This is a genomic window from Desulfovibrio sp. 7SRBS1 (assembly GCF_049723905.1).
In the GTDB taxonomy this organism is placed as follows: domain Bacteria; phylum Desulfobacterota; class Desulfovibrionia; order Desulfovibrionales; family Desulfovibrionaceae.
The window spans coordinates 2143139-2169378 of record NZ_JBJKFD010000001.1; the positions used below are offsets into that span (position 1 = coordinate 2143139).

Genomic DNA, 26240 nt, shown 5'->3' on the forward strand with positions numbered 1-26240 from the left:
TCGTGCAAAAACGACGCATCATCGGCATATGCGCGGCCCTGGCCGCCGCCTGTCTGGTCACGCTGGGGCTGTGCGTGCTCATGCCCATGCTTTCGGGCGATGTCGGCTTCAAGGGCGGGGAAACCTATTCCCAGCCCATCCGCATAGCGCGTGTGATGCCGCCGCCCAAGCCCAAAAAGCCGGAACCGCCACGCGAGGAAAAAAAGCCCGAACCAAAGAAAATCAAGCCCCGGGAGTTCACCGCCCAAAGGCAGCAGAGGCCGCCCACGCCGCAGCTTGAAATGCCGCAGCTCAGCTTCGATCCGGCCCCGGCCAAAACCGCCACGGTCAGTGTGGCACCGCCACCGGCACAGACGGGATTTTCCGGTCCTCCGGCTACTGCAGGATTCTCATTGGGCGAGGTGGACCAACCGCCACGGCTGGTCCGCTACCTGCCGCCCATGTACCCGGTCATGGCCAAACGCCGCCGTATTCAGGGAAAGGTCCTGCTGCGCGCCCTCATCACCACCGAGGGCAAGGCCGTTCAGATAAGCACCGTCTCTGCCGAGCCGCAGGGAATTTTCGAGGAATGCGCGCAAAAAGCCCTGGCCCGCTGGACGTTCCGTCCGGGAATCCTCGAAGGCAAGGAAGTACCCACATGGATAGAAATACCCGTCGCCTTCACATTGAATTAAACAGCAGTACCGATGACAACCGGTTCAGCGTTCCCAAATTCTGGTTGGCGCTGTGCCTCATGCTATGTCTGTTGCTGGCAGGCCTGCCGCTCCGGGCCCAGGCCGCCCAGCTGTCCCCCTTTGCCCAGCGGGTGCTCTATACGGCCAGCCAGAACATGGAAAAAAAGGAATTCGCCAAGGCGGCCGAATCGCTGCAGAAATACCTGGACGAACACGACGGCAAGGCAGAGGAACAGTTTTACATTCTTCTGGGCAACTGCCGGTTGGAAATGGAAGACATCAAGCAGGCTTATGCCACCTTTTCCAAGGGGGTTGCCGCCCACCCCGACTCGTACCCGCTGCAATACAATCTGGGCGTGGCCGCCTATGGACAGGACAAGCTCGCCATTGCGGCCAAAGCCTTTGAAGACGCCTACGCCCTGCAGCAGAAAGACACGAAAAAATACGGCGACACTCCGGTGCTGCTCTATCAGGCCGCAGCCTGCCGTTTCCGCATAAAGGACTACAATACCGCTCTGGACAGGCTCAACCAGCTTCTGACCCGGCCGGACGTCCGCAAAAACGGCCCCAAGCCCAACTGGGTCAAGCTCAGGGTTAATCTGCTCTGCCAGCTCAAACGCTGGAAAGAAGCGGAAACCGCCCTCACCTCCCTGCTGAAATCCAGCCCGGACCTGGCCGATTATTGGGAACTGCTGGCCCAGGTGCAGATAAACCGGGAAAAACACGCCAGCGCGGCGGCCGCACTGGAAACCGCCTACGCGATCAAACCGCCGTCCGCCTCCAAATGGCAAAGCCTGGCGAACCTGTATCTGTACATCAACGCGCCACTCCAGGCCGCCCGCTGCCTGCAAAAGGGCGCACCCCACGACCTGGCAAAACGCCTCGGCTCCATCTATTCCCGATCCAACCGCTATGAAGAAGCCCTGGCCGCATGCGACAAGCTCGTACAGTCTGCAAACTGCGCCGATCCGCTCCTGCTCAAAGCCCGCATCCAGATGGAATCCGGACACTCGGCGGAAAGCATGCAGACCTATGCGCAGGCTGCCGAAACGCGCGTCTGCCCGGCAGACAAGAATACAAAGAAAACACGCACCAAGAAATCCATCCAGGGCGAGGCCTATACCATGGCGGCATTGGCCGCATGGGATGTGAAGGACTGGCCTGCCGCGTTGCGTTATTTCTCCCTGGCCGAAAATACGGTTGCTCCGTACGCCAAACAGGCCAAATACGGCCACGCCATGGTGCAGGACATTCTGGACGCGGAAAAGTTTGATCCCGACCGCGTTCCGACCATCAAGTAATCCCCACCGGACTCACCACGCCCGGTCTACGGCTGGTGGTGAGTCCGGTATTTTCTGTTCCCCTCTCGGTGCGGCGAATCAAATTCCTTTCTGTACCACGTCCAGAACACCACGCGTCGAAGCAACTCCGATCACTACCAGGTCCGCTTCGCCTGATAGCTCCTGGTCTTTTTTCTGCATTGCCTCTTTTACGGCACCCACCTACATTTCCCCAAAAAGCTGCGCACAACTCTACGCTGCGAAACTGCCATTCAAAACAGAGCACACATCCAATTCATCGAGCAAGTAGGGAAAAATGAAAGCAAACTACGTATATCTTGTGTTGTACTCATTGATTCTCGTCGTGGTTGGAAGCAACCCGTGCTTTGCCCAAACAAAGTCCGGCATGACCTTTTCCGCCCATGCCCCACTCTCCGCAGAGCCAAAATCCGCCTTTTGGCAACAGCAACGGAAAGGGGCAAACGGCGACATTGAACAGAACCCGGACCAATGGTTCAAGGCTGCTTCCCAGGCAGGAATTGAATTTGTCCGCCTGTCCCCCACAAAGCTCAAAGGACAGGGCCGGGATTTTCTGATCGGCAACGCGGATAATTTTACCGACATTCCCCGGCAGGACCTGGCGCGCCTCAAGGCTGCCCTGGACAGCGCGGCAAAATACAACGTCCGCGTGGTGTTGACCACGTTCAGCCTTCCCGGCGCACGCTGGCGCCAGCAAAACAAAGGGAAATTCGACTACCGGCTCTGGACACAGGAAAAATACCAGCAACAGGCTTTTTCCTTCTGGAAAAAACTTGCCGCGGAATTGAAGAACCACCCTGCGATTGTGGCCTACAACCCGTTCAACGAACCCTACCCGGCACGCAAGGATAACCTGAGCAACGAGGACCATGCCGCCTTTGACAAATGGCTGAAAAAGCACACGGGAACGGCAGCCGACCTCAACCGCTTCAACCGCCGGATGGTAGCGGCCATACGCTCGGAAGATACGAATACGCCAATCATTCTGGACGGTTGGTTTCACTCCGCGGCAGATGGGATACAATACCTTACCCCGGTGGACGACAAGGCCGTGCTCTACGCATTCCACTTTTACGACCCGTGGAATTACACGACATTTCGCATCAACAAGGGACGTTTCTCCTATCCGGACAAAATGCCAGACGGGTGGGACGGAAAGACGGAAGCCTGGACCAAGGCCGATATTGAACAAAGAATTCAGCCCGTGGTGGATTGGGCAGCCCGGTGCAACGTGCCGACCTCCCGGATCATCGTCGAGGAATTCGGGTGCAACCGCCGGGTTTCCGGGGCCAAGGCGTATCTGGAAGATCTGATTGCGGCATTCAACGCCAAAGGATGGCATTGGGCGTTCTACTCATTCCGCGCTTCCGATTGGGACGGAATGGATTATGAACTGGGCACGAAACCATTGGGCGGCAAATACTGGGCAAAACGTGAAAAGGGCGTTCCGCACGAACAACTCGTAAAACGTCGCGCCAACCCCTTGTGGAATGTGTTCAGCCGGGAATTCGCCAAATAGAACATTGTCGGGAATGGTGTCCCCGGCGTTCTCCCCGACGTTCTCCCCGACGGCTGCATCGTGCCGCCAAACGGGTTGGCGAACAGGAGACCATTCCTACTTCATGGAAAACAGGGGAACCGGATCGACATTAACACCTTGGGCAAATACGCTGAGGTGCAGGTGCGCGCCAGTTGCTCGGCCCGTAGCGCCGGAACGGCCGATTTCCTGCCCCTGCTCCACCATATCGCCTTGTTTTACCAAAACTTTCGACATGTGCGCATACGAGGAGACAACACCATCCCCGTGATCAATATACACGCAATTTCCGGCAAAATAAAAATTGTTCCCCACAAGAACCACCTTTCCAGGGGCTATGGAGCATATGGGAGTTCCAAGGTAAGCCCGAAAATCCTGGCCCTTATGCCGGGCCTTCACAGTGTTGTTGAACACTCTGTACAGCCCGTACCGGCTCAGCATCTTCCCCTTCACAGGCAATGAAAACGGCACGCTCCAGCGGCGCCCGGCGGAAACAGTATAAATCGCTTTCAGGGCCGACTCACGCTCGTGGAGCAAACGCTCTTTCAGCTTTTTCGGAGGCGCCACCATTTTGGGGGCAACGGTGAGTGTTTCCTTTTGGTATGGGTGTTCAACTATCTCAATTTCTTTTGAATACGATACCGTCTTGTCTTTTCTGCGTACCTTCACCGCTAGTTGCAGACGCGCTGGATGCAATTTGAGGGGAGTCCCCAATAAGACAATGGCCCTGGATATTCCGTCTGCATTTTCAACCGAAGGGTGCAGGGATTTTGCATTCCAAACAACCTGCACATCATCCGCAACATACGGAAACGCCAGCCGGACAAGAAATGGCTGCCCTATCCCAATGGAATCAGGAGCATCGAGGACCTTACAATCCGAGGAGTTGGCAATGGAGAGCAGACAAACCAGCAGAAGCGACTGTAAAAAGAATACTCTGATACAGCGCATGATGTTCCATGAAAATATGTTCATTGTCTTTCCTGATGCATATGACAGCAAATATGTTTTTCTAAATGAAAAATGATATTACTATCTTTTATTTTACAGTTTTTCTAATAAACACTTGCAGCAAAGGCAAGCTCTGCCGTGTAAACCGACAAGGCAGTACAATTGTACGCATTCTGTTACATTCCATATGAAATGTCTCCCCACTCCTGCCCAGCCCCCCTGGCGTTGCCTCTTTTACGGCAACCCTCTACAATTCTGGATACAATGCAGCCTGAAAACAACGTCCTGCCATTGGCGCAGGTGTTGTAAGTTCATTGGATTTTGGGGTGGTACCGTCTGGACTGCTCTCGTCTGCACGGGGCCAAAAACAGGGGAGGAAATGTATGAAACTCCGGCACTGTTCACCAAGACCCATCCTCAATGAATGTCCGTCAGAATCCTGTACATACCAGATAGCCCCTTACATTGGTTGCGCGCACCAATGCCCATACTCGAAAAAGTCGCGCCGTTTGTGGACAAAATATGGGTTTACGGACTCAGCATCCTTGATGCGTCGGGAGTGAACTGGAAAAATATCGATTTGCTCCTGAAACAGGAGTATCCGACAGATTATCCCGAGATACGAAACGCGATTTTTGACAAGACCCATGATTATTGGACGGATCTCAAGGCAAAGCTGATTGACGCCCACAGCCGGGAAGATTGTGTGTTGTCGGTGCATTGGTAAGGAAGGCCCCATACAAGGAGAAAAAACATGACCCCCTCGGACGCCACGGAACAAAACGCTATTTTGAGTGTTCTTCGGGAATGTTTTTACGGAGCAGGCGATAAGGGAGCCTTTTTGGACCCCGGCCCCAATGGTCTGTTCGCTCTCTTGAAAAACCTCTCGGCACAGGAGGCGTCTTTACCGGTAGCGGGTGCTTCCATTGCAACGCATGCGTTGCATGTTGCCTTCAGCCTCGACGTCTTTGCCCAATGGATACAAGGAGTGCGCGGGGTTACATACGACTGGAATACAAGCTGGGAAAAAAACGAAGTAAGCGAGACAGAGTGGAACGAGCTGCTCTGCAAAATGGAAGGTCAATGCCTTGATCTGGAGCAGGCAATCATGCAACAAGCTGCTAGCGACGTTGAGGCCATGTGGGGAGCTGCCGGGGCGCTGGCGCACACGGCCTATCATTTGGGGATCATTCAGGTTAAGATTGATGCCTTGCACAAGGTAGAATAACAGGCAAGCCGCGTCATTCCTGAAAAAGCGGGTCGATCCGCACACCGCCTGCAAATTTCCGTTGTATTGCGTTTGGAGAAAACACACTCCATAAAGGACCACGGGGGCGCGTTTCCCTCTTTGGACAATGCCTTCCCATCCCCAAAATGAGCAAAATTACCGACTACATACAGACCCTTTCCGATTCCGAACGCATCGGCCCCATGCTGGTGCATCACGAGCTGTTGCCGGAACAAAAGGCCGTGCACCGCGATCCGGCCCGCCCCCTGCCGCAGGTGTTGCAGGGCATGCTGGGCGCCTACGGCGTGGGCCAGCTTTTTTCGCACCAGGCCCTGGCTATCGACGCGGCCCGCTCCGGCCAGGACGTGGTGGTTGCCACGCCCACGGCCAGCGGCAAGACCTTGTGCTACAACCTGCCGGTCTTTGAACAAATTTTCTCCCTGCCCGACAGCCGGGCCCTGTACCTTTTTCCACTCAAGGCCCTGGCCCGCGACCAGCTGGGCACCATCCGCAAGCTGGCTACCCTGGCCCCGTCCCAGCAACGCATCGAGGCCGCGGTTTACGACGGCGACACCTCTCCCTATCAGCGCAAAAAACTGCGCGACGAACCGCCCGACATTTTGCTGACCAACCCGGAAATGCTTCACCTGTCCATCCTGCCCTACCACTCCACCTGGTCGGCCTTCCTGGCCAACCTGACCCACGTGGTGGTGGACGAGGTACACACCTACCGGGGCGTGATGGGATCGCACATGGCCCTGGTGTTCCGGCGGCTCAAACGGATATGCCGATATTACGGAGCAGACCCGGCCTTCATCCATTGCTCGGCCACCGTAGCCAACCCGGCCGAACTGGCCCACAGCCTCACCTCGCGCAAGCCCGTGCCCGTGCTGGAAAGCGGCGCGCCGCAGGGTGCCCGCCACTTCGTCTTTGCCAATCCCATGGGCTCGCCCGCGTCCACGGCCATCCGCATGTTGCAGACCGCCCTGGAAAAAGGGCTGCGCACCATTGTCTACGCCCAGTCGCGCCGCATGGTGGAGCTTATCGGCATGTGGGCCGCGGAAAAGGCCGGACCGTTCAAGAACAAGATCAGCGCCTACCGTTCGGGCTTCCTGCCCGAGGAACGCCGCGAGATCGAAGCACGCATGGCTTCGGGCGACCTGCTGGCCGTGGTTTCCACCAGTGCCCTGGAACTGGGCATAGACATCGGCGGCCTGGACGTCTGCATCTTGTGCGGCTACCCCGGCTCGGTGATGCAGACCTTGCAGCGCGGCGGCCGCGTAGGGCGCAAACAGCAGGATTCGGCCGTGGTTCTGGTGGCTGGCGAAGACGCCCTGGACCAATATTTCATGCGCCACCCCACAGACTTTTTTCAGCGTCCGCCCGAATCCGCCGTGGTCAACCCGTACAATCCGGTCATTCTGGCCCGCCATCTGGACTGCGCCGCGGCCGAACTGTCTCTGCGGAAAGGTGAGGAATTTCTGGCCGAGGAAGGCATCCAACGCGAAGTGGACAACATGCTGGCCAAGGGCGTGCTGCTGGAAAGCGCGGACGGTCTTGAGATTTTTTCCCAGCGCAAGCGGCCCCACCGCATGGTCAACCTGCGCGGCACCGGTTCCACCTTCAGCATCGAGGATGCGGACGGCACCATCATAGGGCAGCTCGACGACACCAGGGCCATCAAGGAAGCGCATCCCGGCGCGGTTTATCTGCATCTTGGCCGGACCTACGTGGTCCAGGACCTGGACATGGGCACGCGCACGGTAAAGGTGGTGCAGACCCGGGTGGGCTACTACACCAAGGTGCGCGCGGAAAAGGACACGGAAATTCTGGAGCGGCTGGACAGCCGCGTCGTCTGGGGCACGCGGGTCCATCTGGGCAGGCTGCGGGTAACGGAACGTGTTATCGGCTACGAAAAACGGCGCACCGGCGACGGGCGCATGCTGAACATGACCCCGCTGGAGCTTGAACCGCTGGTCTTTGAAACCGAAGGATTGTGGTTCGACATTCCCGATACAGTCCGCCGCCAGACCGAAGATGCCATGCACCATTTCATGGGCGGTATCCACGCCGTGGAGCATGCGGCAATCGGTATTCTGCCCCTGCTGGTGATGACCGACCGCAACGACCTGGGCGGCATTTCCACGCCCATGCATCCGCAGGCGGGCGGGTCGGCGGTCTTCATCTACGACGGCCATCCGGGTGGAGTGGGCCTGTCGCGCCTGGCCTTTTCCAAGGCCGACGACCTGCTGGAACGCACCCTGGCGACCATCGAGTCCTGCCCGTGCGAATTGGGCTGCCCGTCCTGCGTGCACTCGCCCAAATGCGGCTCGGGCAACCGCCCCATTTCCAAGGACGCCGCCATTTTCGTGCTCAAGGCCATACGCGACGGCGAACCGCCCAAGCTGGAAGCCACGGAAGAAACAATACAATCCGTTCCGACTGCAAATATGGAGAATATACCAGCCATGCATCCCGACGAGCAGCCAACCGAATTTCCTGCGCTGGCCATTGAGCAGCCCGACATGCAATCCGGCAAAACACCATCTGCCGACGCCCCCTTGCCCAACGCGAAATCTGACAACACGCCATCTGACGCAGGATCTCCCAACACTTCGGCCATCCGCTACATGGTCATGGACGTGGAAACCCGCCGTTCGGCAAAAGAAGTGGGCGGCTGGAACAGGGCCGACCGCATGGGCGTGTCCGTGGCCGTGCTCTACGACTCGGCAGGGGACGAATACATAGACTACGAGCAGGACCGCATCCCGGAAATGGTGGAACGCATGGCCCAGGCCGACATGGTCATCGGCTTCAACATTTCGCGCTTCGACTACGCCGTGCTCTCCGGCCTGTACACATACGATTACCAGCGTCTGCCCACCCTGGACCTGCTGACCTCCATCTACCACCGCCTCAGCTACCGCCTGCCCCTGGACAATCTGGGCAAGGCCACGCTGGACGCGCCCAAGACCGCGGACGGACTCCAGGCCCTGGCCTGGTGGAAGGAAGGCAAACTGGACGAAATAGCCCACTATTGCCGGGCCGACGTGCGCATAACCCGCGACCTGTACCTGTACGGCCGCGACAACGGCCACGTGCTCTTCACCAACAAGGCCAAACGCGTCGTCCGTCTGCCCGTTGACTGGACCTATCCCGCGGCCTTGTCCAACTCGGCAAGCAGCTTTTCCAAATCCAGGTCGTAACGCCGCGCCACTGCTTCCAGGCTTTCAAACAGGGCATTGCAGCAGATGCATTCGCCAGCCTGCGCGTCGTAGCTGCTGAAGACCTTTTGTGTCGGCTCCCAGGCCGCCACCACGTCCAGAACGGTCATGTCCGGCCGTATACGTGGGATGCTGGAAAGTGCCCCGGCCGGAGCCTGTGATTTTTCTTTCATATATGTCTCCTGCAACACATATTATCAATTGAAAACATCTTATGCATAGTTAATTTCTATGTCATTATCTACATGCCATCGCATCAATCAATTTGTTTTTACTCCTTTGGGGCTGTTATTTAAAAAGACAATCAATTTTAGCTTATGTATTTTCCGAGAGCGACATGGGAAATGCCAAAAAAATTCTTTGCCTGCCCGCTACGCTGTCGGCCTACCGCATCGTCCGGGTGGGGCTGGCGTTGATGTTTCTTGTGGCCGGAGTGCTCAAGCTGGCCGATCCGCAGGTCTTTGCCGTTACCATAGAAGCCTTTGGCATCGTTCCCAAATTTATTGCATTTCCCATTGCCCTGGTCTTGCCCTGCCTGGAAATCCTTCTGGCTCTCGGCCTCATCTTTGATGTGCGCTGGTCTTTGGAAGGCATTGGCGGGCTGACCACCTTCTTCATTGGAATCTTGTTGTACGGCATACACCTTGGCCTGGACATCGACTGCGGCTGCTACGGTCCCGAAGACCCCGAGGCCGAAGCCTTTTCCAGCCTGTATACCTCCCTGTACCGCGACATCGCCATGCTGGCCGCCGTTGTGTACCTGCACTGGTGGCGCTGGCGCAACAACCGCGGCATCTTTCTGCAACGCTCGAACACACGCTACCGCCCCGTGGATGCGTGATTTCACCTACCCCGCAACCCTACAGAAGGAGATGAGGAAAAATGAAGAAAGTGTTGCTTGCCGTACTCTGTCTGGCCGTTCTCGGGCTCAGCACAGGTTGCGACGACAAATTCAAGGCCGAAGTGGAAAAGGAAAACAGCGCGGTCAAACTGCTGCGCGAAGTTGAACGCGGCGGATACGGCATCGTCAAGACGGACGAGCTCAAGAAAATGATAGACAGCGGCAAGGACATTCTCATCATCGATACCATGCCGTACGAGGCCAGCTACAAGAAAAGCCACGTGCCCGGTGCAAAGCAATTCCTCTTCCCCATCCCCGACATGAAGGAGTGGGATGTAAAGGAAACCGACGGCAAGACACAGGAAGACTACATCGCTCTTCTGGGACCGGATAAAGACAAGACCATCGTGATCTATTGCGGATTTGTGAAATGCACGCGCAGCCACAATGGCGCAGTCTGGGCCAAAAAGCTTGGCTACAAGAACGTCTACCGCTATCCTGGCGGCATCTACGCCTGGAAGGGCGCAGGAAACGCCGAAGCAAAAGTCGAATAACACAAATCCCAACGGCCCCGGAGCACAACGCCTCGGGGCCGTTTACCTCACAGGATACAATATGACAGCCAGAACTCCCGAAGCGCTTGCCCAAGCCGCACGCGAACGTGCCCAAGGCCTGTACAACTCCCGCCAGATGCTCTGCTCGGAAGCGGTTCTGGTAACCATCAACGAGCTTTTCAACGGCGGACTGGATGAAGAGCAGGCCGTACGCCTGGCAGCAGGCATGGCCTGTGGCCTGGGGGACAGCGGCTGCCTGTGCGGCGCAGTCAACGGGGGCGTGGCCGCCCTGGGGCTCATCCTCGGAAAGGAAAAGCCCTATGCACGGCGCAAGCTCTGCCGCAAAGCCGCCAATGAACTGCACGACGCATTCAAGGAGGCCAACAAAAGTACCTGCTGCCGCGTGCTCTCCAAAAAGGTAAAAGACACCCCAAAAATCCATTTTGCCCAATGTGCCGGACTCACAGGGAATGCCGCCGCCATGGTTGTGGGCATCCTCCTCCGCCACCAGCCCGATTTGTCAGACACCTCTACCGCACCGCGCAAGGACAATCCCATATTCGCCCGGGTCAAGGCCCTGGCCAACCAATTTCTGCGCTAGCCACGCATCTGCGGCCCCTTTTCACCCCCGCAATTCCCTTTGTACCACGCCCCATTGCCTCGGGCTTCGTATATGGTGTACACTGCACCAAAGATGAGTCTATCCGGCCAAATTCAGTAAACGAATTTGTCCATTCGCTACCTGAAAAAACGAAACTACGCGCCTGACGAACTCCCAAAGGCTCGAGAGGTCCATGACCAACGATCGCTATCTCATTGTCGAGCTGGCCCAGCTTGCCGATATTCCGGAAAACACCGCGCGGCGCTACGCACGGCTGTTCGAGGAATTCTTCAGCGGAAAACGCTACGGCCGCGCCACCAAATACCCCCGAAGCGATGTCCAGACTCTGGAACTCATCTCCGGCCTCTACCGCGACGGTCTGACCACCCCGGAAATTTTCGAACGGCTCCATAACTGTATCGACGAACAGCTGCATGAGCCTTCCCCCATGGGGCGCCCCCTCGACCCCACTCCTGAAAGCCCGGATGTACACGGCGAGCTGCCGCCCTACGACGAACTCATGGCCGCCATGCAACGCCAGGAAAACGCCCTGCACGACTACGGTCTGGTGCGCAACAGCGTGGCCATACTGTGGAAGGAGTACAAGCGCTGGCGCTCCCAGCCGGGTTCGGTCGCCTCCCTAGGCAATGAAATAAAAAAACTGCACAGCCAATACACCGGTTTGGCAGAGGCCTTGGAAGCGGCACAGCAGCAGACCCGCGACATTTCCATGGAACTTGCCCTAGTGCGCGAGGAAAACGCCGCCCTGCGCCGCGAGCAGCACACCATGCAGCTTGCCGTGAAAAACGCCCTGGGGCCGCCCGAAGAGTTTCTCTGTCTGCCGCTGGTCTTTCTGTCGGATAAAAACGAATTTCTCGGCGTGTCCGACCGCGACCGAAAGCACTTTTCACTGCTCGATTTCATTACCCTGATGCGCCGCAACGCAGGCACCACCCGCGCCCTGGCCCTGCGCTGGCACAGCACCAGCACGGAATGGACCCTGCACATCTCGGAAAATGCCGGACAGCCCGGCAAGGTCCGCAAGCACTACATCACCGTGACACGCACCCGCACCCCAAAGGGCAACATGGTCTGCCAACTCCAACGCCTTTCCTTTGACGGGCACGACATGCCCCCCTTTGGATTCTACGAGTTATTCAAGCATATAGGGCAGGAAATCGGTTAGGGGGATTAGGCCGCGCGATTTTTGAGTCCGGCTGCGTTGCTGCTAACTTTCGCTGCGCGGGACGTATTAAAACATACTGTCCTCGAATGAGGATGAAGGCCGCACGATTTTCGCGTCCGGCTGCGTTGCTGCTAACTTTCGCTGCGCGGGACGTATTAAAAATACTGTCCTCGCTTGCGAAAGCTTGCAGCGCCTTGCCGGACACAAAACTTACGCGGCCTAGCTATGTGGTGGGGGACCAGAGGGAAGAAAGAGAAATTTAAAATAATTTCAAGCTTTTAAGCATTGACAATTTATCCATACCTCCCAAACCACGCAGACTGCTCAAAAAGGTTTGAGAGCGAGGCGTAAGGAAAACTCAAGGCCGACGCGTATTTCCTGATACGCGAGGATTTGAGTTTTTTGAAACAACGAAGCTATCGGGCCTTTTTCAGCAGTCTAAATACAAGGGGAGCACAAGGGGGAGAACCTCTTGACTGCCAGATGCGCAAAGGACTGGACGCCCCTTGCGGGACCGGGCGACGCGAAAGCATGGTTTCGCTCTGCCCTCACGGTGCTGTGCACCGGCCTCCATTCTGGAGGACTTTCTGAAGAAAGCCCCTTCCCCTACGAATAAAAGTCTTTGGAAAGGGGGAGCGCGAGGGGGAAGAACCTTTCTTCAGAAAGGTTTGCCCCCTCGCATCTCTTTATTCCCCCACTTTCTTCCAAAAATCCGGCCACTGTTCCAGCAGCAAGCGCAGGGCATTGCCGCGATGTGAGCGGGCGTTTTTTTCTTCGCGGGTAAGCTGGGCATTGGTGCGGCCCAGTTCGGGATCTGTAAATACAGGATCGTAGCCGAAGCCGTTATCTCCAACGGGCTTGTAGCCTATGCGTCCGCGCCACTGTCCACGCGCGGTAATGGTTTCTCCGTTGGGTGCCACGGCAGCGACCACGCAGACGAACTGCGCGCCGCGCTTTTCGTCGGGCAGGTCGCCGAGTTCGCCCAGGAGCTTGGTGTAATTTTCTTCGTCCGTGGCGTGCTCGCCAGCGTAGCGGGCGGTGTAGACGCCGGGCCGCCCGCCCAGGGCGTCGACTTCAAGGCCGGAATCGTCGGCAACTGCGATTTTGCCAGTTGCCTTGCACACGGCGCGGGCCTTGATGAGGCAGTTCTCCTCAAAGGTCTCGCCGTCCTCGACGATTTCCCCGATCTCCGGGTATTCCGCCAAGCTGTGTACTTCAATGCCGAACTCGGACAGCATCTGCTTCAATTCGACGACTTTGCCTTTGTTGTGCGAGGCCAAAACTATTTGCGCCATATTGCCTCCTGCTCCCTTATCTCGTGGTAATATAAAAAAATCGGGTTAGCTCCCGAACACGGATAGCAAAAAAGAGCCTTTACCCGATGGTTCGGGCGCGCGTCAAAACTGCTTTATCAGGTCCTCGGATGCATCCACAACGACCTGCGCCCCTGCTTTGGCAAGCTCGTCCGCGCCGCGATATCCCCAGGCCGCCCCAACGCTGATCATCCCGGCATTGGAGGCCGTAAGCATGTCCACGTCCGTATCGCCCACAAAAAGCGTACGCTCCGGCTCCACGCCCATATTCAGGGCAAGGGCCAATGCGCTGTCCGGCGCGGGCTTGAGAGGCATGTCGTCGCGCCCTCCCCGCACTTCAAAGAAATTCGCACTGGGCAGAAATTTGCGTATGGCAACCTTGGTGAATTTCTCGGGCTTGTTCGAAAGCACGGCGTACTTTTTCCCGGATTCTTCCAGCTTGTGAAGTGCTTCAACAATGCCGGGGTACGGCGTGGCAACGGTGTTCAGCGACCGATTCAATTCTTCCTCAAGAATGGGGTTAAAACGGTTGAACACTTCCTGGGTCTGCTGGTCCGGGGGCAGCATGCGCAATGCAAGCTTCTTTGCTCCGCTGCCTAGAAAATGGTTGTACGCATCCACAGGGTGCGTCGGATACCCCAAACGGGCCAGGGCATCGTTGCCCGCGGTTGCTATCTCTTCCAGAGTGTACAAAAGAGTACCGTCCAAATCAAAAATTACTGCAGAAAAGTCCAATGAATTCCCCATAGGTAGTATATTATTTGTATTCAGAAACAACGAGTGTTGTCTGCTCGATCTCGAGCCAGATATTGTTGCTCCGGGCTTTCGCTTCGCGGGCTGTATTCTGCACATCTTGTCTGGATGCCGCAATGGCGGACAAAGATGAAAATTCAGCCTCCCTACGGCACCCCGCCCTTCTTTATGAAAAAGAATTTCAGCCGGGCAACAGCCCGACATTATTCCTTGAGCCGGTTCATAAAGACTGACACGGTTCGTTCCGCATGACGGACAATATCCTCATGCGTCGGAACGGGAATGAGCCCCACAAGGACGTTCATACGCAGGGCAAGCAGAGTGCTGAGAAACATTTTTGCGGCATATTCCGGGTCCTCAACATGAAATTTCGCGGTTAAGAATTCTTTCAGGCACTCTGCCGTCCTGTGCGGGCCAAAGGCAAAAAAAGCCCGGGTCAGCTCCGGAGCGTTCGGCCCTTCCGCAACCAAAAGGCGCACACCGGCCAAGTGATCTTCGGACATGTGCAGCTTGAGAAAGCCAATGGCAAAACGAGTAAGGGCCTCGTACGGGTCATCCCCTGCCAATTCTCCCTGAAACTGTCTGTCCAGGCCTGCCCGCCGGGCTTCAAGCGAAGCCTGGAACAGCACCTCCTTTGAAGGAAAATACCTGTACACGGTTTGCTTGGTCACCCCGGCGCATTGGGCAATTTTGTCCATGCTGGCTCCAATATACCCATCCGTACGAAAGGTTTCCTGGGCAGCCTGGATAATATCGTTCCGCTTCTGCTCTTTTTTCTGTTCGCTTTTTTTCATGCCGCTCTTCCCTTCAAAATAAAATCATACTAGCCAGTATGCTTTTCTTGACATGGACCATAAAAGCTCTCATTATCATACTCATAAGTATGATAATACACAGGAGTACCTTATGAACATATCGTCAGTAAAGACAATACTTCCCGACAACGACCATGGAAAGGGACGGCTAGCGGCCTTGGGAGGCGGACTCCTCCTCAGCTTCGACTCCGTCTTCATACGGCTTTCCGGGGTCGGCGGCGTTGATACGGCCTTTCTCTTTGGTCTGTTCTCCGCCATTTCCATGGCGCTGCTCATTCAGATCACAGACCCCAGAGGTCTTGTTCGCACACTAGTGGAGAGCGGTTGGCCCGTCGTTGTTTCGGCGCTGCTTATTGTGGGCAGTGCCTCGACCTTCGTGCTCAGCATCAAGCATACTTCCGTGGCCAATACGGTCTTCATCATGAGCGCCCGCCCCATTTTCACCGCTCTGGTCTCTTGGATTATCCTGCGTGAGAAAACACAAAAATCCTTATGGCTGGCCATTGCAGGCGTAATATTGGGCATCTTTATCGTGGTCAACGGCTCGCTGAAAGGGGGAAATTTCCTTGGAGACGACTTTGCCATCATTACGGTTTCCTGCCTCGGTCTCAACGGGACATTATGGAGAAAGTACAAAGAAATCAGCAGGCTCGCCGTTGTTGGATTAGGCGGTCTCTTTATCGCCCTGGTGATGTTCATTCCCTCTACGCCGTCCAACTTCAGCTTGAATACCTGGCTGATAATGGGATGCATGGGGCTGTTTTCCGCTCCACTCGGGCGGGTGCTGAATGCGGTTTCGTCCCGCTATATACCAGCCGCGGAAATGGCGACTCTCACCTTGATCAGCGCTGTGCTGGCTCCGGTATGGGCCTTTGCCTTTTTTAACGAACAGCCCCCGCTCACCACCATAACGGGCGGCGCGGTCATCCTGATTTCCATCGTCTGGTACGTCCTCAGAACCAGTAAAAAGCAGATTCACCCAAAGATGACGGCAATCGTGTCTCCACAAAAGTAGAAGAAGAAAAGAAAACTGGAGGCGCTGCCTCCAGACCACCGCCAGGAGGCAACGGCCTCCTGGACCTGCGGTTTAAGCACACGTTTTCTCTTCCGAGGCCTTGAGGCCTCGGAAGAGAAAACGTGTGCTTAAAAATGGCAAAGGGGGAAAACTTTTAGACTTGCCAGATGCGCAAAGGACGGGACGCCCTTTGCGGGACCGCCTACGCGAAAACGTGGTGTCGCTACGGCTCACGGTGCTGCGCACCGGCGCGATACTACCCGCTCTTAAAAGAGATTCTCTGGCGGTTGAATATCAAGCCCAATTAATCATTATTAAAAAGTTCTGGAAGGGGGAGCGCGAGGGGGAGAACCTCTTTTAAGAGGTTTCCCCCTCGCATCTCTTCTTCTCCCCTCTTCTCTTTCCCTTTCTCCCTTTGCCCTCTCCTACGCCTCGTCCTGTTCGCGGATTTCGGCGCGTTTGATTTTGCCGGAGATGGTTTTGGGAAGCTCGTCCACGTAGACCACCACGCGGGGGTATTTGTAGGGAGCGGTAACTTTTTTGACGTGGTTCTGAATATCCTTGGTCAGTTCATCAGACGGCTCATAGCCCTGGCCCAAAACAATGGTCGCCTTGACGGCCTGCCCACGCACGGGATCGGGCACGCCGGTCACGGCGGCTTCGACCACGGCGGGATGGGTGATGAGGGCGCTTTCCACTTCAAAGGGTCCGATGCGGTAGCCCGAACTCTTGATGAGGTCGTCGTTGCGGCCGAGGAACCACAGGTAGCCGTCTTCGTCCATCCAGGCCTTGTCACCTGTGTGGTAATAGCCGTCGTACTTAACGGACGCGGTCTTTTCCGGCTCGTCGAGATACCCGGTGAACAGGCCGAGCACATTGCGCTTGCTGCCATCCTCGTTCTGGATGCGGATGCAGATTTCCCCTTCCACACCGGGTGCGCAGACCTTGCCTTCCGGGTCGAGCAGGTCAAGTTCCCAACCGGGTGCGGGTTTGCCGATGGAGCCGGGCTTGGGCTCCATAAAGGGAAGCGTCACGATCTGCAGGCAGGTTTCTGTCTGGCCGTAGCCTTCGTAGATGGGCAGGCCTGTGGCTTCTTTCCAGGCCAGAAATACACTGTCGTTGAGCAGCTCGCCTGCCGTGGTGCAGTGGCGCAGGGCGGAAAGGTCGTACTTGCTCAGATCTTCACGCACCATAAAGCGATAGACAGTGGGCGGCGCACAAAATGTGGTGACTTTATGGTCGGCAATAAGCTGCAACAGGTGCGCGGGTTCGAACTTGCCCCGGAAGTCCCAGGTAAAGACTGCGGCCTGGGCCATCCACTGGCCGTAAAATTTGCCCCATACGGCCTTGCCCCAGCCCGTGTCCGCCAGGGTAAGGTGCAGGTCGTCCGCGTGCAGGTTGTGCCAGTACACGCCGGTTGTGTAGTGGCCCAGCGGATATTCGTGGGTATGCTCCACCATCTTGGGCATGCCCGTGGTGCCGGAGGTAAAGAAGATGAGCAGCGGGTCCTTGCCGCCGGGGGCCTCGGCAGTACGCGGAAACTCGGGGCTGGCGGCATTGCGGATGGCATCGTAGCCAGCCCATCCGTCGAATAAAGACTCCCCGCTTACCTGAATGAGCACGCTCAGAGAAGGACAAGCGGCCCGCGCGGCTTCCACCCGGTCTGCCACGGTATTTTCCACGATAACGCCTTTGACCTTGGCATAATTGACGCGGAATTCAATGTCCTTGGGGGTCAGGAGCGCGGGCGACGGAATGGGTACGACACCGATGCGGTGCAGGGCCAGCATGGTGACCCAGAATTCCACGCGGCGGTAAAGGATGAGCATGACCCGGTCGCCTTTGTTCAACCCCTGGCTCTTCAGTGCATTGGCCAGTCGCATGGATTCGTCGCGAAAATAGGCAAAGTCGTATTCGCAGCGTTTTTCTTCCGGGTCGATGTGGACCATGGCAATCTTGTCCGGATGTTCTGCGGCCAGGGCATCCAGAGTATCGAAGGCAAAGTTGTAGTTATCGGGCACATCAACGTGGAAGGTCTTGCAAAACTCCTCATACGAGGCTGGCTTAAGGCGGCTAGTCACTTTAATTTCTCCCTTATGTCATGCTGCCGGAGCAGCTTGTGGTTGCGTCGGACATGCCGCAACACGCGGCACGGACAGTAAAAAACCGAGTTTTTACGTGTGATGTCCGGGGGCGGTGGGCCTTGTCTTGCCAAGCCGAGCCGCTCCCGACGAACATCACACTAGATAATGACGTCCAGAAACTCGGCTTCCGCGTTGTCCAGTCCACGCAGCGCATGAGGAATATGGGAGTCGAAATAGATGCTGTCTGTGGGTTCCAAGACCGTAACCTTGTCCTCCAGGCGGATTTCCAGGCGTCCGCGCAGCATGTAAATGAATTCCTGCCCCGAGTGGCGGTTGAAATTCATTTCTTCGGGTTCCTTGGGCGGGACGGTGACCACAAAGGGTTCCATCTTGCGCCCGGCAAAGCGGTAGGCAAGGCTTTTGTAGCCGTAGTCCTTGCGCCGCCGAACATCAAGCCCGCTTTCCCCGCGCACCACGGTAAAGCCCTTCAGGTGGGAGTCGCCACCGGAAATAAGCACGGTGGTGTCCACGCCGCACACCTTGGCGACGTCGAAAAGAAAGCTCACGGGAATTTCAGATTCTCCGGACTCGTACTTTTCCACCTCTTCCACGCTCATCCCGGTCTTTTCGGCCATGTCCTGCACGGTCATATCCACGGCGTCGCGCAGCGCACGAAGTCTTGGCGCTATTTCTTCATACGGTTTGCTCATTGCGCACCTCCAGTAGTGCATGAGGTTGCGGTGCAACACGAACGGACCGCCTTCCACGTCGGCGGCGGCCCCATCAACAGGCACGTTTCATGTGGTGTCGGCCACTTACTCCATGGCCTCGGGAAACAGCTCCCCGGCCATTTCACGCAGTTTGTACTTCTGAATCTTTCCGCTGGCCGTCATGGGATATTCATCCACAAAGGCGACATACTTGGGAATCTTGTGCCAGGCGATCTGCCCGCGGCAAAAATCGCGCACGTCTTCGGGCTGCATGTCCGTGCCGTTTTTCAGGCGGACAAAGGCGCCCACTTCCTCGCCGTACTTGCGGCTGGGCACGGCCGCCACCTGCACGTCGGCCACGCCATCCATATTGTAGAGGAATTCCTCGATCTCGCGCGGATAGATGTTTTCCCCACCCCGGATGATCATGTCCTTGAGGCGTCCGGTCACTACAAAATAGCCGTCCTCGTCCATGGTGCCGAGATCGCCGGAATGGAGCCAGCCGTTTTTGTCGATGGCGGACACAGTGGCTTGTTCGTTGTTGTAGTAGCCTTTCATAACATTATAGCCACGACAGCAAATTTCACCCTGCACGCCGATGGGACATTCCTCCCCGGTTTCCGGGTCCAGAATGCGGACCTCGATTTCCGGCATGGCCTGTCCCACGGTTTCGGTCTTGCGGCGGATGTCGTCGTCCACACGGGTCTGCGTCATCACGGGCGAGGCCTCGGTAAGACCGTAGCAGATGGTGATCTCCCGCATGTTCATAACTTCCATGACCTTGCGCATGATGGGCACGGGACAGGGCGACCCCGCCATGATGCCGGTACGCAGGGAGGAGTAGTCGAAACGGTCGAACAGCTTGTGGTCCAGAATGGCGATGTACATGGTGGGCACCCCGTACAGGGCGGTACACTTTTCCTGGTCCACGGCAGCCATTACGTCGAGTGGCTTGTAGGTTTCCGTGATGACCATGGTTGCCCCGTGGTTGATGCAGGCCATAACGCCCAACACGCAGCCGAAGCAATGGAACAGAGGCACGGGGATACAGACGCGGTCCTCGTGGGTGAACTTCTGGTTTTCACCGATCCAATAGCCGTTGTTACCGATGTTGTAGTGGGTGAGCATGACGCCCTTGGGAAACCCGGTGGTTCCCGAGGTGTACTGCATGTTGACCACGTCGTGCGGGTCCAGGCTGTCCTGGCGCTCCTGGTATTCCTTGTCCGTAACCATGGCCGAAAGGCTGATGATTTCCGGCAGGGAGTACATGCCGCGGTGCTTTTCCGAGCCCAGAAACATGACTCGCCGCAGGTGGGGGAATTCCTCGTTGTGCAGGTGCCCCCGCTCGCTGGTGCGCAATTCCGGAATCAGCTCGTGCATTACCCGGATGTAGTCCGTGTCGCGCATGCCATCGATGATGAAAATGTTTTCACACTCGGACTGCTTCAGCAGATAGCGGACTTCTTCGCGCTTGTAGCTGGTGTTGACCGTAAGCAGGATGGCCCCGATTTTGGCCGTGGCAAACTGGAGCGTGACCCAATAGGGCACGTTGGTGGCCCAAATGCCGACCTTGTCGCCGCGCTTGATGCCCAGAGCCATCAGCCCCTTGGCAAGTTGGTCCACAAGCTGTCCGAATTCGGTCCAGCTTTTGCGGAAGCCTCGGTCCACATAAATGAGCGCGTCTTCGTCCGGATATTTTTCAATGGTCTGGTCGAGGAGTTGCCCCAGGGTCATTTCTCGCAATGCGGTTTGTTTTTCTTTCATGCCTTACTCCGGAAAATAGAGCACTGCATAGATTTCCGCCGGGCTGTCGCCTTCGCATCCAACGTGGTGCGGCACGATGGAATTGAAATACAGGCTGTCTCCCGGCCCCAGAATATGTTCGTTACGGCCATGCAGCAGCTTTATCTTTCCCGACACCACGACGATGAACTCTTCGCCTTCGTGGCTGGAAAGCTTGTGCTCTCCCTCTTCCGGACGAATTTCAATGAAAAAGGGTTCCATGTGGCGGTCGGTCTTTCCCTTGCCCAGCGAATGGAAGGAAAGTGCTGCATCGCGCCTTATACCAGGGCGCATGGTCAATTCCTCTTCGCGCTCCATCTGGCGGATGATGAGCGGGTCGACGTTTTCCTCGTCGTCCATGAAGGTTCCCAGTCGCACGCCGAGAGAACGGGCTATTTTGATCAGCGGTCCCAACGAGGGATACACATCTTCCTCTTCCAGAGATGTTATGAACGCCAAATCAAGACCTGAACGATCCGCAAGGTCTTCGCGGCTGAGTTCGAGTTTTTCCCTGAAGGTTTTGATTCTCTCGCCAAGTTTGCTTTTCCCCATGGTGTTCCTCCCTATGAGGGGTTTCGTGTACGCTTTGGATTATAAGAAAGTGTAGCCGAGTCCGCCGTGCGAGTACCATACTCGGTCGCGGCGCGGCACAACAAATCGGTTAACGGACAACCTGCCATGGCAGGCGGTTGCCCTATAGAATAGGTAGGCCGGATAGTCCGGCCCCAAGAGGGATATTGGCCGCTGAAAAAGGCCGACCAGTAGAAAAAAGATGGGATATGCGTTTCATTGCCTGAGGGGCATGAAAGCAGGGCTCGCACTCAAAAACTGCGTGTTGGGAAACCGGCGTGCTGTGCCGGACTTGGGCAAAACCCGCTTTTACTCCCTGGTGTGCAGAGTACGTTCCGGGATGCGAGGAATCAGTCTTGCAAACTTTCAACAGCTTGATCCACAGTTTCGTAAATTTCAAAAACCTTGTCCAAGCGAGTCAACTGAAACAGGGCTCTCACCTCGGGAATAAGACCGGCAATAAGCAGGACGCCACCTTTGGCTCCTACCGTGCGGAAGCTGGCAACCAGAGTTCCCAGACCGGACGAATCAATGAACGGCACATTGGACATATCAAGCACCAGATTCAGGTAGCCTTCCGTCAGGCGATCCTGAATCCGCTTTTTCACATCCGGTGCATTGTCGCTGACAACACGTCCATCCAGTTTGATGACCGGAATTTTGCCGTACATTTCGTCCATCTACGCTCCTAAACCTTTTGGTGATGGTTGACGGGAAGTCTACTTCAAGACGCCCGTGGTGGCAAGAGGAGGAGAAAACCCTCCGTAAAGAGACAAGAAAGAGACAAGAAAAAAAGGGGACAGAAGAAGCACGGCACGGCAGTGTCCCAAGCATGCCCCCCCTTTTGCTGCTGCGCAAAGAAAAAGCGGCCGATTCCTTGGAACCGGCCGCCGGACTTGCGATAGGATGCAGATTTGCGGACTCTTGAAGAACTCGCATGACGAGTCTGGTCAAAGGTGACACGCCCGGTCAGATCATCAGCAAAAGACGTCTCCGCATATTGCGGACTTCACATCAGGCTGCGTTTTCCGCTTCGCCCCGGCCCACAACCCGCCGCAGCGAGCTGATGCCACGGGTCATCATGGAGCGCAAAGGATTTTCCGTCCTTGCCGTCTGCCCGGTGAACCGCAGGTACAAGGCTCCGGCCTTGTCCAGATGGGGGTACTGCTCCAGGGCCTCTTTCAAGAATTCAACCGCCTGATCGTTGCGGCCGATGATATTGTAGGCCCAGGCCAGGCAGGTCACCACCCGGTCGCTTTCCGGGGCCAACTTCACCGCCCTGCGCCAGGACAGAATGGCTTCGGGATAATCACCGTCCTTCCATTGGCTGATGCCCAGCTCGTAAAACGGATTGACCGGGAATTCGCGGGCCTTGCGCAGCTCCAGAAAAACATGGCGCGTTTCCAGAAAGCGTTCCTGTTCCGCGTACAGCTCCATGGCATGCTTCATGTTCTCGGCATATCCGGCTTCGTCGGCCATGCCACGGCAGGCGCGGGCCAGCCCCTCGTAGGCTTCGGCATAATATTTGTTGATCGTGATGGCCCTGCGAAATTCCTCGGCCGCGGGCCGATAGGCATTGTTCACGTAGCAGATCTGCCCCTGCTTGTAGTGAAAGCGGGCCGGATTGCGCTCGGCGATTGTCGGCACCGGATCGAGCCGGGTGCTTGGTGCAGGACGGGTAATGCCTTCCTTTTTGCGCTTGGCGCGGGCCTTGGCGTGCAGAACAGCCATGTTGCCGGGAAACGAGCTGCTGCGAACAGCCTGGCTGATCTGGCGCTCGAAAGAATCCTGCGAATACGGGCGGACCAGATAGCCGGAGCACCCGGAGGCCAGGGCTTCGAGCACATCGACCTCGTCCGAACTGCCGGAAGCCATGAGCACGGGGAGCAGGGAAAGCACCGGGTCACTCCGCAATCGGGAAGCGAATTCCCTTCCGCCCATATCTGCCAGCTGCTCGTCGCACACTACCAGATCGGCGTTGTTGTCCCGGAGAAACTCCATTGCCTGTTCGCCTGTTCCGAAAATTTGTACGCTGACGGCACCCGCGTTTCCCGCTGCCAAGCGGTCCATACGTGCGTGCCCTTCATGGCCGGAAACTATGACGACCAAATCCAATCCCTTCAACATGACTCCACTCCAATGACCGGAATTTTTTTCCTTCAATGATTCACTCTGTGGTCAGGAATGCAGCAATGGTGCCATACGCCGCGACAGGTGCGCACACGAAAAAAACGGACGGGTGTGGACACAAAAATTTCTCCGGGCTATTATCAAATTGAAATTCCCGTTTTTCTTGCCCAAAGGACATGCCATGGCCGGTTCGGACCACAAGACCTCAGCCCCCTACGAGGGTTCATCCGGTTCGCCCAAAGGGACATCACCAGGCGCATCGGAACGTGATCCCTCTGGAATTGCCGAATTTCTGGGCAAAACACTTCCGTTTACCGACCTCCCCGAGGAGACGCGCCTGCGCCTGGCAAAGCAATGCACCATAGATTTCATCCCGCGCGGCGAACAATTCATGCATCAGGGAAAGACCGAGCCGGACACGCTGTGGCTGGTGCAGCGCGGTGGCGTGCGTCTGTTTCTTGACAGGCTGGAGGGTGGGGAGGAAAGCCTCTCCCTGGTCGACTTCAGGGGCGAAGGCGGAGCCGTGGGCGCCCTGGCCCTGATACGGGGAGACAAAGCCGGGCTGAACGCGGAAACCGTGGAAGACACCTTTTTCATCCGGATGGAAAAACAGGCGTTTTTGGAGCTTGTGGACAAGCAGCCGGGCATTGCCCGCCACTACCTGAAAAACTTTTCCGAAACCTATATGGACAAGGCCTTTTCCGAGCTGCGCCAAAGCCACATAAGCCCCAAGCCGGAAGCCAGCCTGTATCTTTTTACCGCCAGGGTGGACCGAATTGTGCGGCGTGAGCCGATCATTGTGGAGGCCGGAAAAAATATCCGGGCGGCAGCGGAAATAATGGCCCGGGAACATGTGGGGTCGCTTCTGGTGGCAGACGCCAAGGGGGAAGTCCAGGGCATCGTTACGGACAAGGATTTCCGCTACAAGGTTGTGGCCCAGGGGCTGAACTACAACTGGCCTTTGCACGAAATAATGACCGCACCCGTGGCCACCATCCGGGCCGATGCCACCTGCTTCGACGCCCTGCTGACCATGATGCGCGAAAAGATCCACCACCTGGCTGTTGTCGACCCGGACAGTCCCGACCCCAATGAAAAAAAAACAATCCGGGGCGTCATCACGTCGCACGATATTTTAGTGCTCCAGGGCCGTTCCCCTTTTTCCCTGTACCGAGAAATCGTGGCAGCAAACACCTTTCAAAGCCTCTATGACCTGAGCCGCAAAACCCCCATGGTCATCCGGCTGCTCATGGAAGAAGGGGCGCGGGCCGACAACGTGAGCCGGATGGTCGCCGTGCTGGGCGACCTGCTGCTGGAACGGCTGCTGACCCTGTGCATACGCGAGGCCGGTACACCGCCGGTGCCGTTTTCCTGGATTCTGCTGGGCAGTGAGGGACGCCGGGAGCAGACCTTTCGCACGGACCAGGACAACGCCCTGGCCTTTGTGCCGCCGGGCAAATCGGACAAACCGGAAGAAAGGAAAGAGGCCGAGGCCTACTTTGCCGCCCTCTCCCGAACCATGATCAACCACCTTGAGCAATGCGGATTTCCCCGCTGCCCGGGCGACATGATGGCCTCCAACCCCCAATGGCGCAAAAGCGGGCCGGACTGGCGCACATATTTTCTGAAGCTGATGCAACAGCCGGAACCGGACCGGCTGCTGCACGCCACCATCTTCTTCGACCTCCGGCACGGGTACGGTGACCCGCAGCTGTGCGGCGACCTGCGGGCACTCATTGCCGACCATGCACCGCAAAACGGCGTATTCCTCAAACTTTTGGCGCGCGACTGCCTGCGCCAGAACCCGCCCCTGACGTTTTTCAAGAATTTCATGGTGGAAAAAGACGGACAGCATAAAAACCGGCTGGACCTGAAAAAACGGGGCATCATGCCCTTTGTGGATTTCGCTCGGCTGCTTGCCCTTTCCCAGGGCGTGCAACGCTCCAACACCCTGGACCGGCTCAAGGCGGTTTACGAAAAAGGCGCGCTCAGCCACGGCCTGTACAATGAAATCCGCGAGGCCTACGCCTTCATCACCCAGATACGCATGGTGCACCAGCTTCGCCGCATGGACCAAGGACGCGAACCGGACAACTTTCTCGATCCGTCCGGCCTGACAGAGCTGGAAAAACGCACGCTGAAGCAGGCATTTGCCGTGCTGGGGGAAATGCAATCGCACGTGCGGGAAACTTTTCGGCTGGATATGTAACCATGGCCGCGCCCACGTGGCCTTTCCGGAGCCCCCATGCCCCTGCGCCGCGCCCTTGGCCTGCTGAAAAAAAATCCACAGGAGCACCCGCTTCTGCAGGAGAACGACACGGCCTGCGCGCTACTACGCCGGGACACGCCCCTGGCTGACGTGCCCTTTGTGGTGCTGGATACGGAACTCACAGGCCTTGACCCGGCGGGTGACGAGATTGTTTCCATCGGAGCCGTACACATCGACAGCCTGCGCATCCAGGCGGGCAAGACCTTTTATTCCGTGGTCCAACCGCGCGAAGGGCTGAAAAAACTCTCCACCCTGGTCCACCGCATCACCCCGGACGAAGTACGGAACATGCCCCGGCTGCGCAGTGTGCTGCCCGATCTGGTAACCTTTTGCACGGGCCGGATTATTGTGGGCCACAACATCGGCCTGGACATGGACTTCCTGAACCGCGCGCTGGGCGATGTGATGCAAGGCAGGCTGAACAACCCACGGCAGGACACCATGCATCTTGCGCAGGTGCACCAGGCCGCGCAAGGCGGATACTTCCAACAGTTCGACCAACGTACCGCCTTCGACCTCGCCCACCTGGGAAGAATCTACAACCTCCCCCCCTACCCGGCGCACAACGCCCTGTCCGACGCCATGCAGACCGCCTGCCTTTTCCTGGTGCTGCTGCGCAAACTGCGTGACGGGCGGCTCTCCACGTGGGGAGAGCTGCTTAAAGTGTAGCCCCGGCAAGCTGTT

General features: G+C 57.0%; 25 protein-coding genes. 14 read left to right on the plus strand and 11 right to left on the minus strand.

The genetic code is table 11. The annotated features are described in order from the left end of the window. Nucleotides 1-2: 2 nt before the first annotated feature. From ACI0FJ_RS09860 to ACI0FJ_RS09870, 3 genes are all read left to right on the plus strand, one after another. On the plus strand, nucleotides 3-674 hold the full coding sequence (locus ACI0FJ_RS09860; RefSeq protein WP_424302536.1) for a TonB family protein: 672 nt from the start codon (nucleotides 3-5) through the stop codon (nucleotides 672-674). Beyond that, the gene (locus ACI0FJ_RS09865) at nucleotides 638-1975 is read left to right on the plus strand and encodes a tetratricopeptide repeat protein (protein ID WP_424302539.1); all 1338 of its coding nucleotides are present in this window, start codon (nucleotides 638-640) and stop codon (nucleotides 1973-1975) included. The genes ACI0FJ_RS09860 and ACI0FJ_RS09865 overlap by 37 nt, the downstream gene beginning before the upstream one ends. 295 nt (nucleotides 1976-2270) lie before the next feature. Beyond that, nucleotides 2271-3512: a glycoside hydrolase family 5 protein gene (locus ACI0FJ_RS09870; RefSeq protein WP_424302541.1), complete on the plus strand. Its 1242-nt coding sequence runs from the start codon at nucleotides 2271-2273 to the stop codon at nucleotides 3510-3512. A 96-nt stretch (nucleotides 3513-3608) separates the two neighbouring features. Here ACI0FJ_RS09870 and ACI0FJ_RS09875 read toward each other — a convergent pair whose 3' ends face one another. Next, nucleotides 3609-4505, minus strand: a complete 897-nt coding sequence (locus tag ACI0FJ_RS09875; protein ID WP_424302543.1) for a M23 family metallopeptidase — start codon at nucleotides 4503-4505, stop codon at nucleotides 3609-3611. A 457-nt stretch (nucleotides 4506-4962) separates the two neighbouring features. Here ACI0FJ_RS09875 and ACI0FJ_RS09880 point away from each other — a divergent pair, with 457 nt between their 5' ends. The 3 genes from ACI0FJ_RS09880 to ACI0FJ_RS09890 all read left to right on the plus strand — a co-directional run bounded on the left by ACI0FJ_RS09880 (nucleotide 4963) and on the right by ACI0FJ_RS09890 (nucleotide 8915). Then, nucleotides 4963-5208 carry a hypothetical protein gene (locus tag ACI0FJ_RS09880; protein WP_424302546.1) on the plus strand — a complete coding sequence of 82 codons (246 nt, stop codon included), beginning with the start codon at nucleotides 4963-4965 and terminating at the stop codon, nucleotides 5206-5208. Nucleotides 5209-5235: 27 nt separating this feature from the next. Then, on the plus strand, nucleotides 5236-5709 hold the full coding sequence (locus ACI0FJ_RS09885) for a hypothetical protein (RefSeq protein WP_424302549.1): 474 nt from the start codon (nucleotides 5236-5238) through the stop codon (nucleotides 5707-5709). Nucleotides 5710-5855: 146 nt separating this feature from the next. After that, complete coding sequence (locus tag ACI0FJ_RS09890) at nucleotides 5856-8915, plus strand: DEAD/DEAH box helicase (RefSeq protein ID WP_424302551.1); 3060 nt, start codon at nucleotides 5856-5858, stop codon at nucleotides 8913-8915. On the opposite strand, the gene ACI0FJ_RS09895 is transcribed toward ACI0FJ_RS09890, so the two are convergent. Further along, nucleotides 8861-9106, minus strand: coding sequence for a hypothetical protein (locus ACI0FJ_RS09895; protein WP_424302554.1), 246 nt, complete (start codon nucleotides 9104-9106; stop codon nucleotides 8861-8863). The two genes, ACI0FJ_RS09890 and ACI0FJ_RS09895, sit on opposite strands and share 55 nt — an antisense overlap. A gap of 164 nt (nucleotides 9107-9270) precedes the next feature. On the opposite strand from ACI0FJ_RS09895, the gene ACI0FJ_RS09900 reads away from it, so the two are divergent. From ACI0FJ_RS09900 to ACI0FJ_RS09915, 4 genes are all read left to right on the plus strand, one after another. Further along, entirely contained in the window at nucleotides 9271-9774 is a 504-nt protein-coding gene (locus ACI0FJ_RS09900) for a MauE/DoxX family redox-associated membrane protein (protein WP_424302557.1), read from the plus strand. A 41-nt stretch (nucleotides 9775-9815) separates the two neighbouring features. Beyond that, the gene (locus ACI0FJ_RS09905; RefSeq protein WP_424302560.1) at nucleotides 9816-10328 is read left to right on the plus strand and encodes a rhodanese-like domain-containing protein; all 513 of its coding nucleotides are present in this window, start codon (nucleotides 9816-9818) and stop codon (nucleotides 10326-10328) included. Nucleotides 10329-10389: 61 nt separating this feature from the next. Continuing rightward, on the plus strand, nucleotides 10390-10929 hold the full coding sequence (locus ACI0FJ_RS09910) for a C-GCAxxG-C-C family protein (RefSeq protein WP_424302563.1): 540 nt from the start codon (nucleotides 10390-10392) through the stop codon (nucleotides 10927-10929). A gap of 193 nt (nucleotides 10930-11122) precedes the next feature. Then, entirely contained in the window at nucleotides 11123-12115 is a 993-nt protein-coding gene (locus ACI0FJ_RS09915; protein WP_424302566.1) for a MerR family transcriptional regulator, read from the plus strand. Between the two features lie 686 nt (nucleotides 12116-12801). Here ACI0FJ_RS09915 and ACI0FJ_RS09920 read toward each other — a convergent pair. The 3 genes from ACI0FJ_RS09920 to ACI0FJ_RS09930 all read right to left on the minus strand — a co-directional run bounded on the left by ACI0FJ_RS09920 (nucleotide 12802) and on the right by ACI0FJ_RS09930 (nucleotide 14975). After that, entirely contained in the window at nucleotides 12802-13410 is a 609-nt protein-coding gene (locus tag ACI0FJ_RS09920; RefSeq protein WP_424302568.1) for an XTP/dITP diphosphatase, read from the minus strand. A gap of 102 nt (nucleotides 13411-13512) precedes the next feature. Further along, complete coding sequence (locus ACI0FJ_RS09925; protein WP_424302570.1) at nucleotides 13513-14163, minus strand: HAD family hydrolase; 651 nt, start codon at nucleotides 14161-14163, stop codon at nucleotides 13513-13515. 221 nt (nucleotides 14164-14384) lie between these two features. Then, a complete protein-coding gene (locus ACI0FJ_RS09930; protein WP_424302573.1) occupies nucleotides 14385-14975 on the minus strand; it encodes a TetR/AcrR family transcriptional regulator in 591 nt (196 codons plus the stop codon). 112 nt (nucleotides 14976-15087) lie between these two features. On the opposite strand from ACI0FJ_RS09930, the gene ACI0FJ_RS09935 reads away from it, so the two are divergent. Further along, a complete protein-coding gene (locus tag ACI0FJ_RS09935) occupies nucleotides 15088-16011 on the plus strand; it encodes a DMT family transporter (protein WP_424302576.1) in 924 nt (307 codons plus the stop codon). Nucleotides 16012-16135: 124 nt separating this feature from the next. Next, a complete protein-coding gene (locus ACI0FJ_RS09940) occupies nucleotides 16136-16372 on the plus strand; it encodes a hypothetical protein (RefSeq protein ID WP_424302579.1) in 237 nt (78 codons plus the stop codon). A gap of 64 nt (nucleotides 16373-16436) precedes the next feature. On the opposite strand, the gene ACI0FJ_RS09945 is transcribed toward ACI0FJ_RS09940, so the two are convergent. From ACI0FJ_RS09945 to ACI0FJ_RS09970, 6 genes are all read right to left on the minus strand, one after another. After that, a complete protein-coding gene (locus ACI0FJ_RS09945; protein ID WP_424302582.1) occupies nucleotides 16437-18092 on the minus strand; it encodes an AMP-binding protein in 1656 nt (551 codons plus the stop codon). Nucleotides 18093-18253: 161 nt separating this feature from the next. Next, nucleotides 18254-18805, minus strand: a complete 552-nt coding sequence (locus tag ACI0FJ_RS09950; protein WP_424302585.1) for a helix-turn-helix domain-containing protein — start codon at nucleotides 18803-18805, stop codon at nucleotides 18254-18256. Nucleotides 18806-18910: 105 nt separating this feature from the next. Further along, a complete protein-coding gene (locus ACI0FJ_RS09955) occupies nucleotides 18911-20569 on the minus strand; it encodes an AMP-binding protein (RefSeq protein ID WP_424302588.1) in 1659 nt (552 codons plus the stop codon). 3 nt (nucleotides 20570-20572) lie between these two features. Continuing rightward, nucleotides 20573-21139 carry a helix-turn-helix domain-containing protein gene (locus ACI0FJ_RS09960; protein WP_424302591.1) on the minus strand — a complete coding sequence of 189 codons (567 nt, stop codon included), beginning with the start codon at nucleotides 21137-21139 and terminating at the stop codon, nucleotides 20573-20575. Nucleotides 21140-21507: 368 nt separating this feature from the next. Continuing rightward, nucleotides 21508-21837: an STAS domain-containing protein gene (locus ACI0FJ_RS09965; protein ID WP_424302594.1), complete on the minus strand. Its 330-nt coding sequence runs from the start codon at nucleotides 21835-21837 to the stop codon at nucleotides 21508-21510. 334 nt (nucleotides 21838-22171) lie between these two features. Continuing rightward, a complete protein-coding gene (locus tag ACI0FJ_RS09970; protein WP_424302597.1) occupies nucleotides 22172-23284 on the minus strand; it encodes a response regulator in 1113 nt (370 codons plus the stop codon). A gap of 184 nt (nucleotides 23285-23468) precedes the next feature. On the opposite strand from ACI0FJ_RS09970, the gene ACI0FJ_RS09975 reads away from it, so the two are divergent. Both ACI0FJ_RS09975 and ACI0FJ_RS09980 read left to right on the plus strand, forming a co-directional pair. Then, nucleotides 23469-25496, plus strand: a complete 2028-nt coding sequence (locus ACI0FJ_RS09975; protein ID WP_424302600.1) for a putative nucleotidyltransferase substrate binding domain-containing protein — start codon at nucleotides 23469-23471, stop codon at nucleotides 25494-25496. A 36-nt stretch (nucleotides 25497-25532) separates the two neighbouring features. Continuing rightward, nucleotides 25533-26225: a 3'-5' exonuclease gene (locus ACI0FJ_RS09980; RefSeq protein WP_424302603.1), complete on the plus strand. Its 693-nt coding sequence runs from the start codon at nucleotides 25533-25535 to the stop codon at nucleotides 26223-26225. Nucleotides 26226-26240 lie beyond the last annotated feature (15 nt).

Bases quoted from the DNA above. Each gene is read 5' to 3' on its own strand.
- ACI0FJ_RS09870 (WP_424302541.1), top strand. From the start codon at position 2,271: ATGAAAGCAAACTACGTATATCTTGTGTTGTACTCATTGATTCTCGTC.
- ACI0FJ_RS09895 (WP_424302554.1), bottom strand. From the start codon at position 9,106: ATGAAAGAAAAATCACAGGCTCCGGCCGGGGCACTTTCCAGCATCCCA.
- ACI0FJ_RS09960 (WP_424302591.1), bottom strand. From the start codon at position 21,139: ATGGGGAAAAGCAAACTTGGCGAGAGAATCAAAACCTTCAGGGAAAAA.
- ACI0FJ_RS09885 (WP_424302549.1), top strand. From the start codon at position 5,236: ATGACCCCCTCGGACGCCACGGAACAAAACGCTATTTTGAGTGTTCTT.
- ACI0FJ_RS09890 (WP_424302551.1), top strand. From the start codon at position 5,856: ATGAGCAAAATTACCGACTACATACAGACCCTTTCCGATTCCGAACGC.
- ACI0FJ_RS09875 (WP_424302543.1), bottom strand. From the start codon at position 4,505: ATGAACATATTTTCATGGAACATCATGCGCTGTATCAGAGTATTCTTT.
- ACI0FJ_RS09930 (WP_424302573.1), bottom strand. From the start codon at position 14,975: ATGAAAAAAAGCGAACAGAAAAAAGAGCAGAAGCGGAACGATATTATC.
- ACI0FJ_RS09900 (WP_424302557.1), top strand. From the start codon at position 9,271: ATGGGAAATGCCAAAAAAATTCTTTGCCTGCCCGCTACGCTGTCGGCC.
- ACI0FJ_RS09970 (WP_424302597.1), bottom strand. From the start codon at position 23,284: ATGTTGAAGGGATTGGATTTGGTCGTCATAGTTTCCGGCCATGAAGGG.
- ACI0FJ_RS09965 (WP_424302594.1), bottom strand. From the start codon at position 21,837: ATGGACGAAATGTACGGCAAAATTCCGGTCATCAAACTGGATGGACGT.
- ACI0FJ_RS09865 (WP_424302539.1), top strand. From the start codon at position 638: ATGGATAGAAATACCCGTCGCCTTCACATTGAATTAAACAGCAGTACC.
- ACI0FJ_RS09905 (WP_424302560.1), top strand. From the start codon at position 9,816: ATGAAGAAAGTGTTGCTTGCCGTACTCTGTCTGGCCGTTCTCGGGCTC.
- ACI0FJ_RS09975 (WP_424302600.1), top strand. From the start codon at position 23,469: ATGGCCGGTTCGGACCACAAGACCTCAGCCCCCTACGAGGGTTCATCC.
- ACI0FJ_RS09880 (WP_424302546.1), top strand. From the start codon at position 4,963: ATGCCCATACTCGAAAAAGTCGCGCCGTTTGTGGACAAAATATGGGTT.
- ACI0FJ_RS09935 (WP_424302576.1), top strand. From the start codon at position 15,088: ATGAACATATCGTCAGTAAAGACAATACTTCCCGACAACGACCATGGA.
- ACI0FJ_RS09915 (WP_424302566.1), top strand. From the start codon at position 11,123: ATGACCAACGATCGCTATCTCATTGTCGAGCTGGCCCAGCTTGCCGAT.
- ACI0FJ_RS09910 (WP_424302563.1), top strand. From the start codon at position 10,390: ATGACAGCCAGAACTCCCGAAGCGCTTGCCCAAGCCGCACGCGAACGT.
- ACI0FJ_RS09980 (WP_424302603.1), top strand. From the start codon at position 25,533: ATGCCCCTGCGCCGCGCCCTTGGCCTGCTGAAAAAAAATCCACAGGAG.
- ACI0FJ_RS09920 (WP_424302568.1), bottom strand. From the start codon at position 13,410: ATGGCGCAAATAGTTTTGGCCTCGCACAACAAAGGCAAAGTCGTCGAA.
- ACI0FJ_RS09950 (WP_424302585.1), bottom strand. From the start codon at position 18,805: ATGAGCAAACCGTATGAAGAAATAGCGCCAAGACTTCGTGCGCTGCGC.
- ACI0FJ_RS09955 (WP_424302588.1), bottom strand. From the start codon at position 20,569: ATGAAAGAAAAACAAACCGCATTGCGAGAAATGACCCTGGGGCAACTC.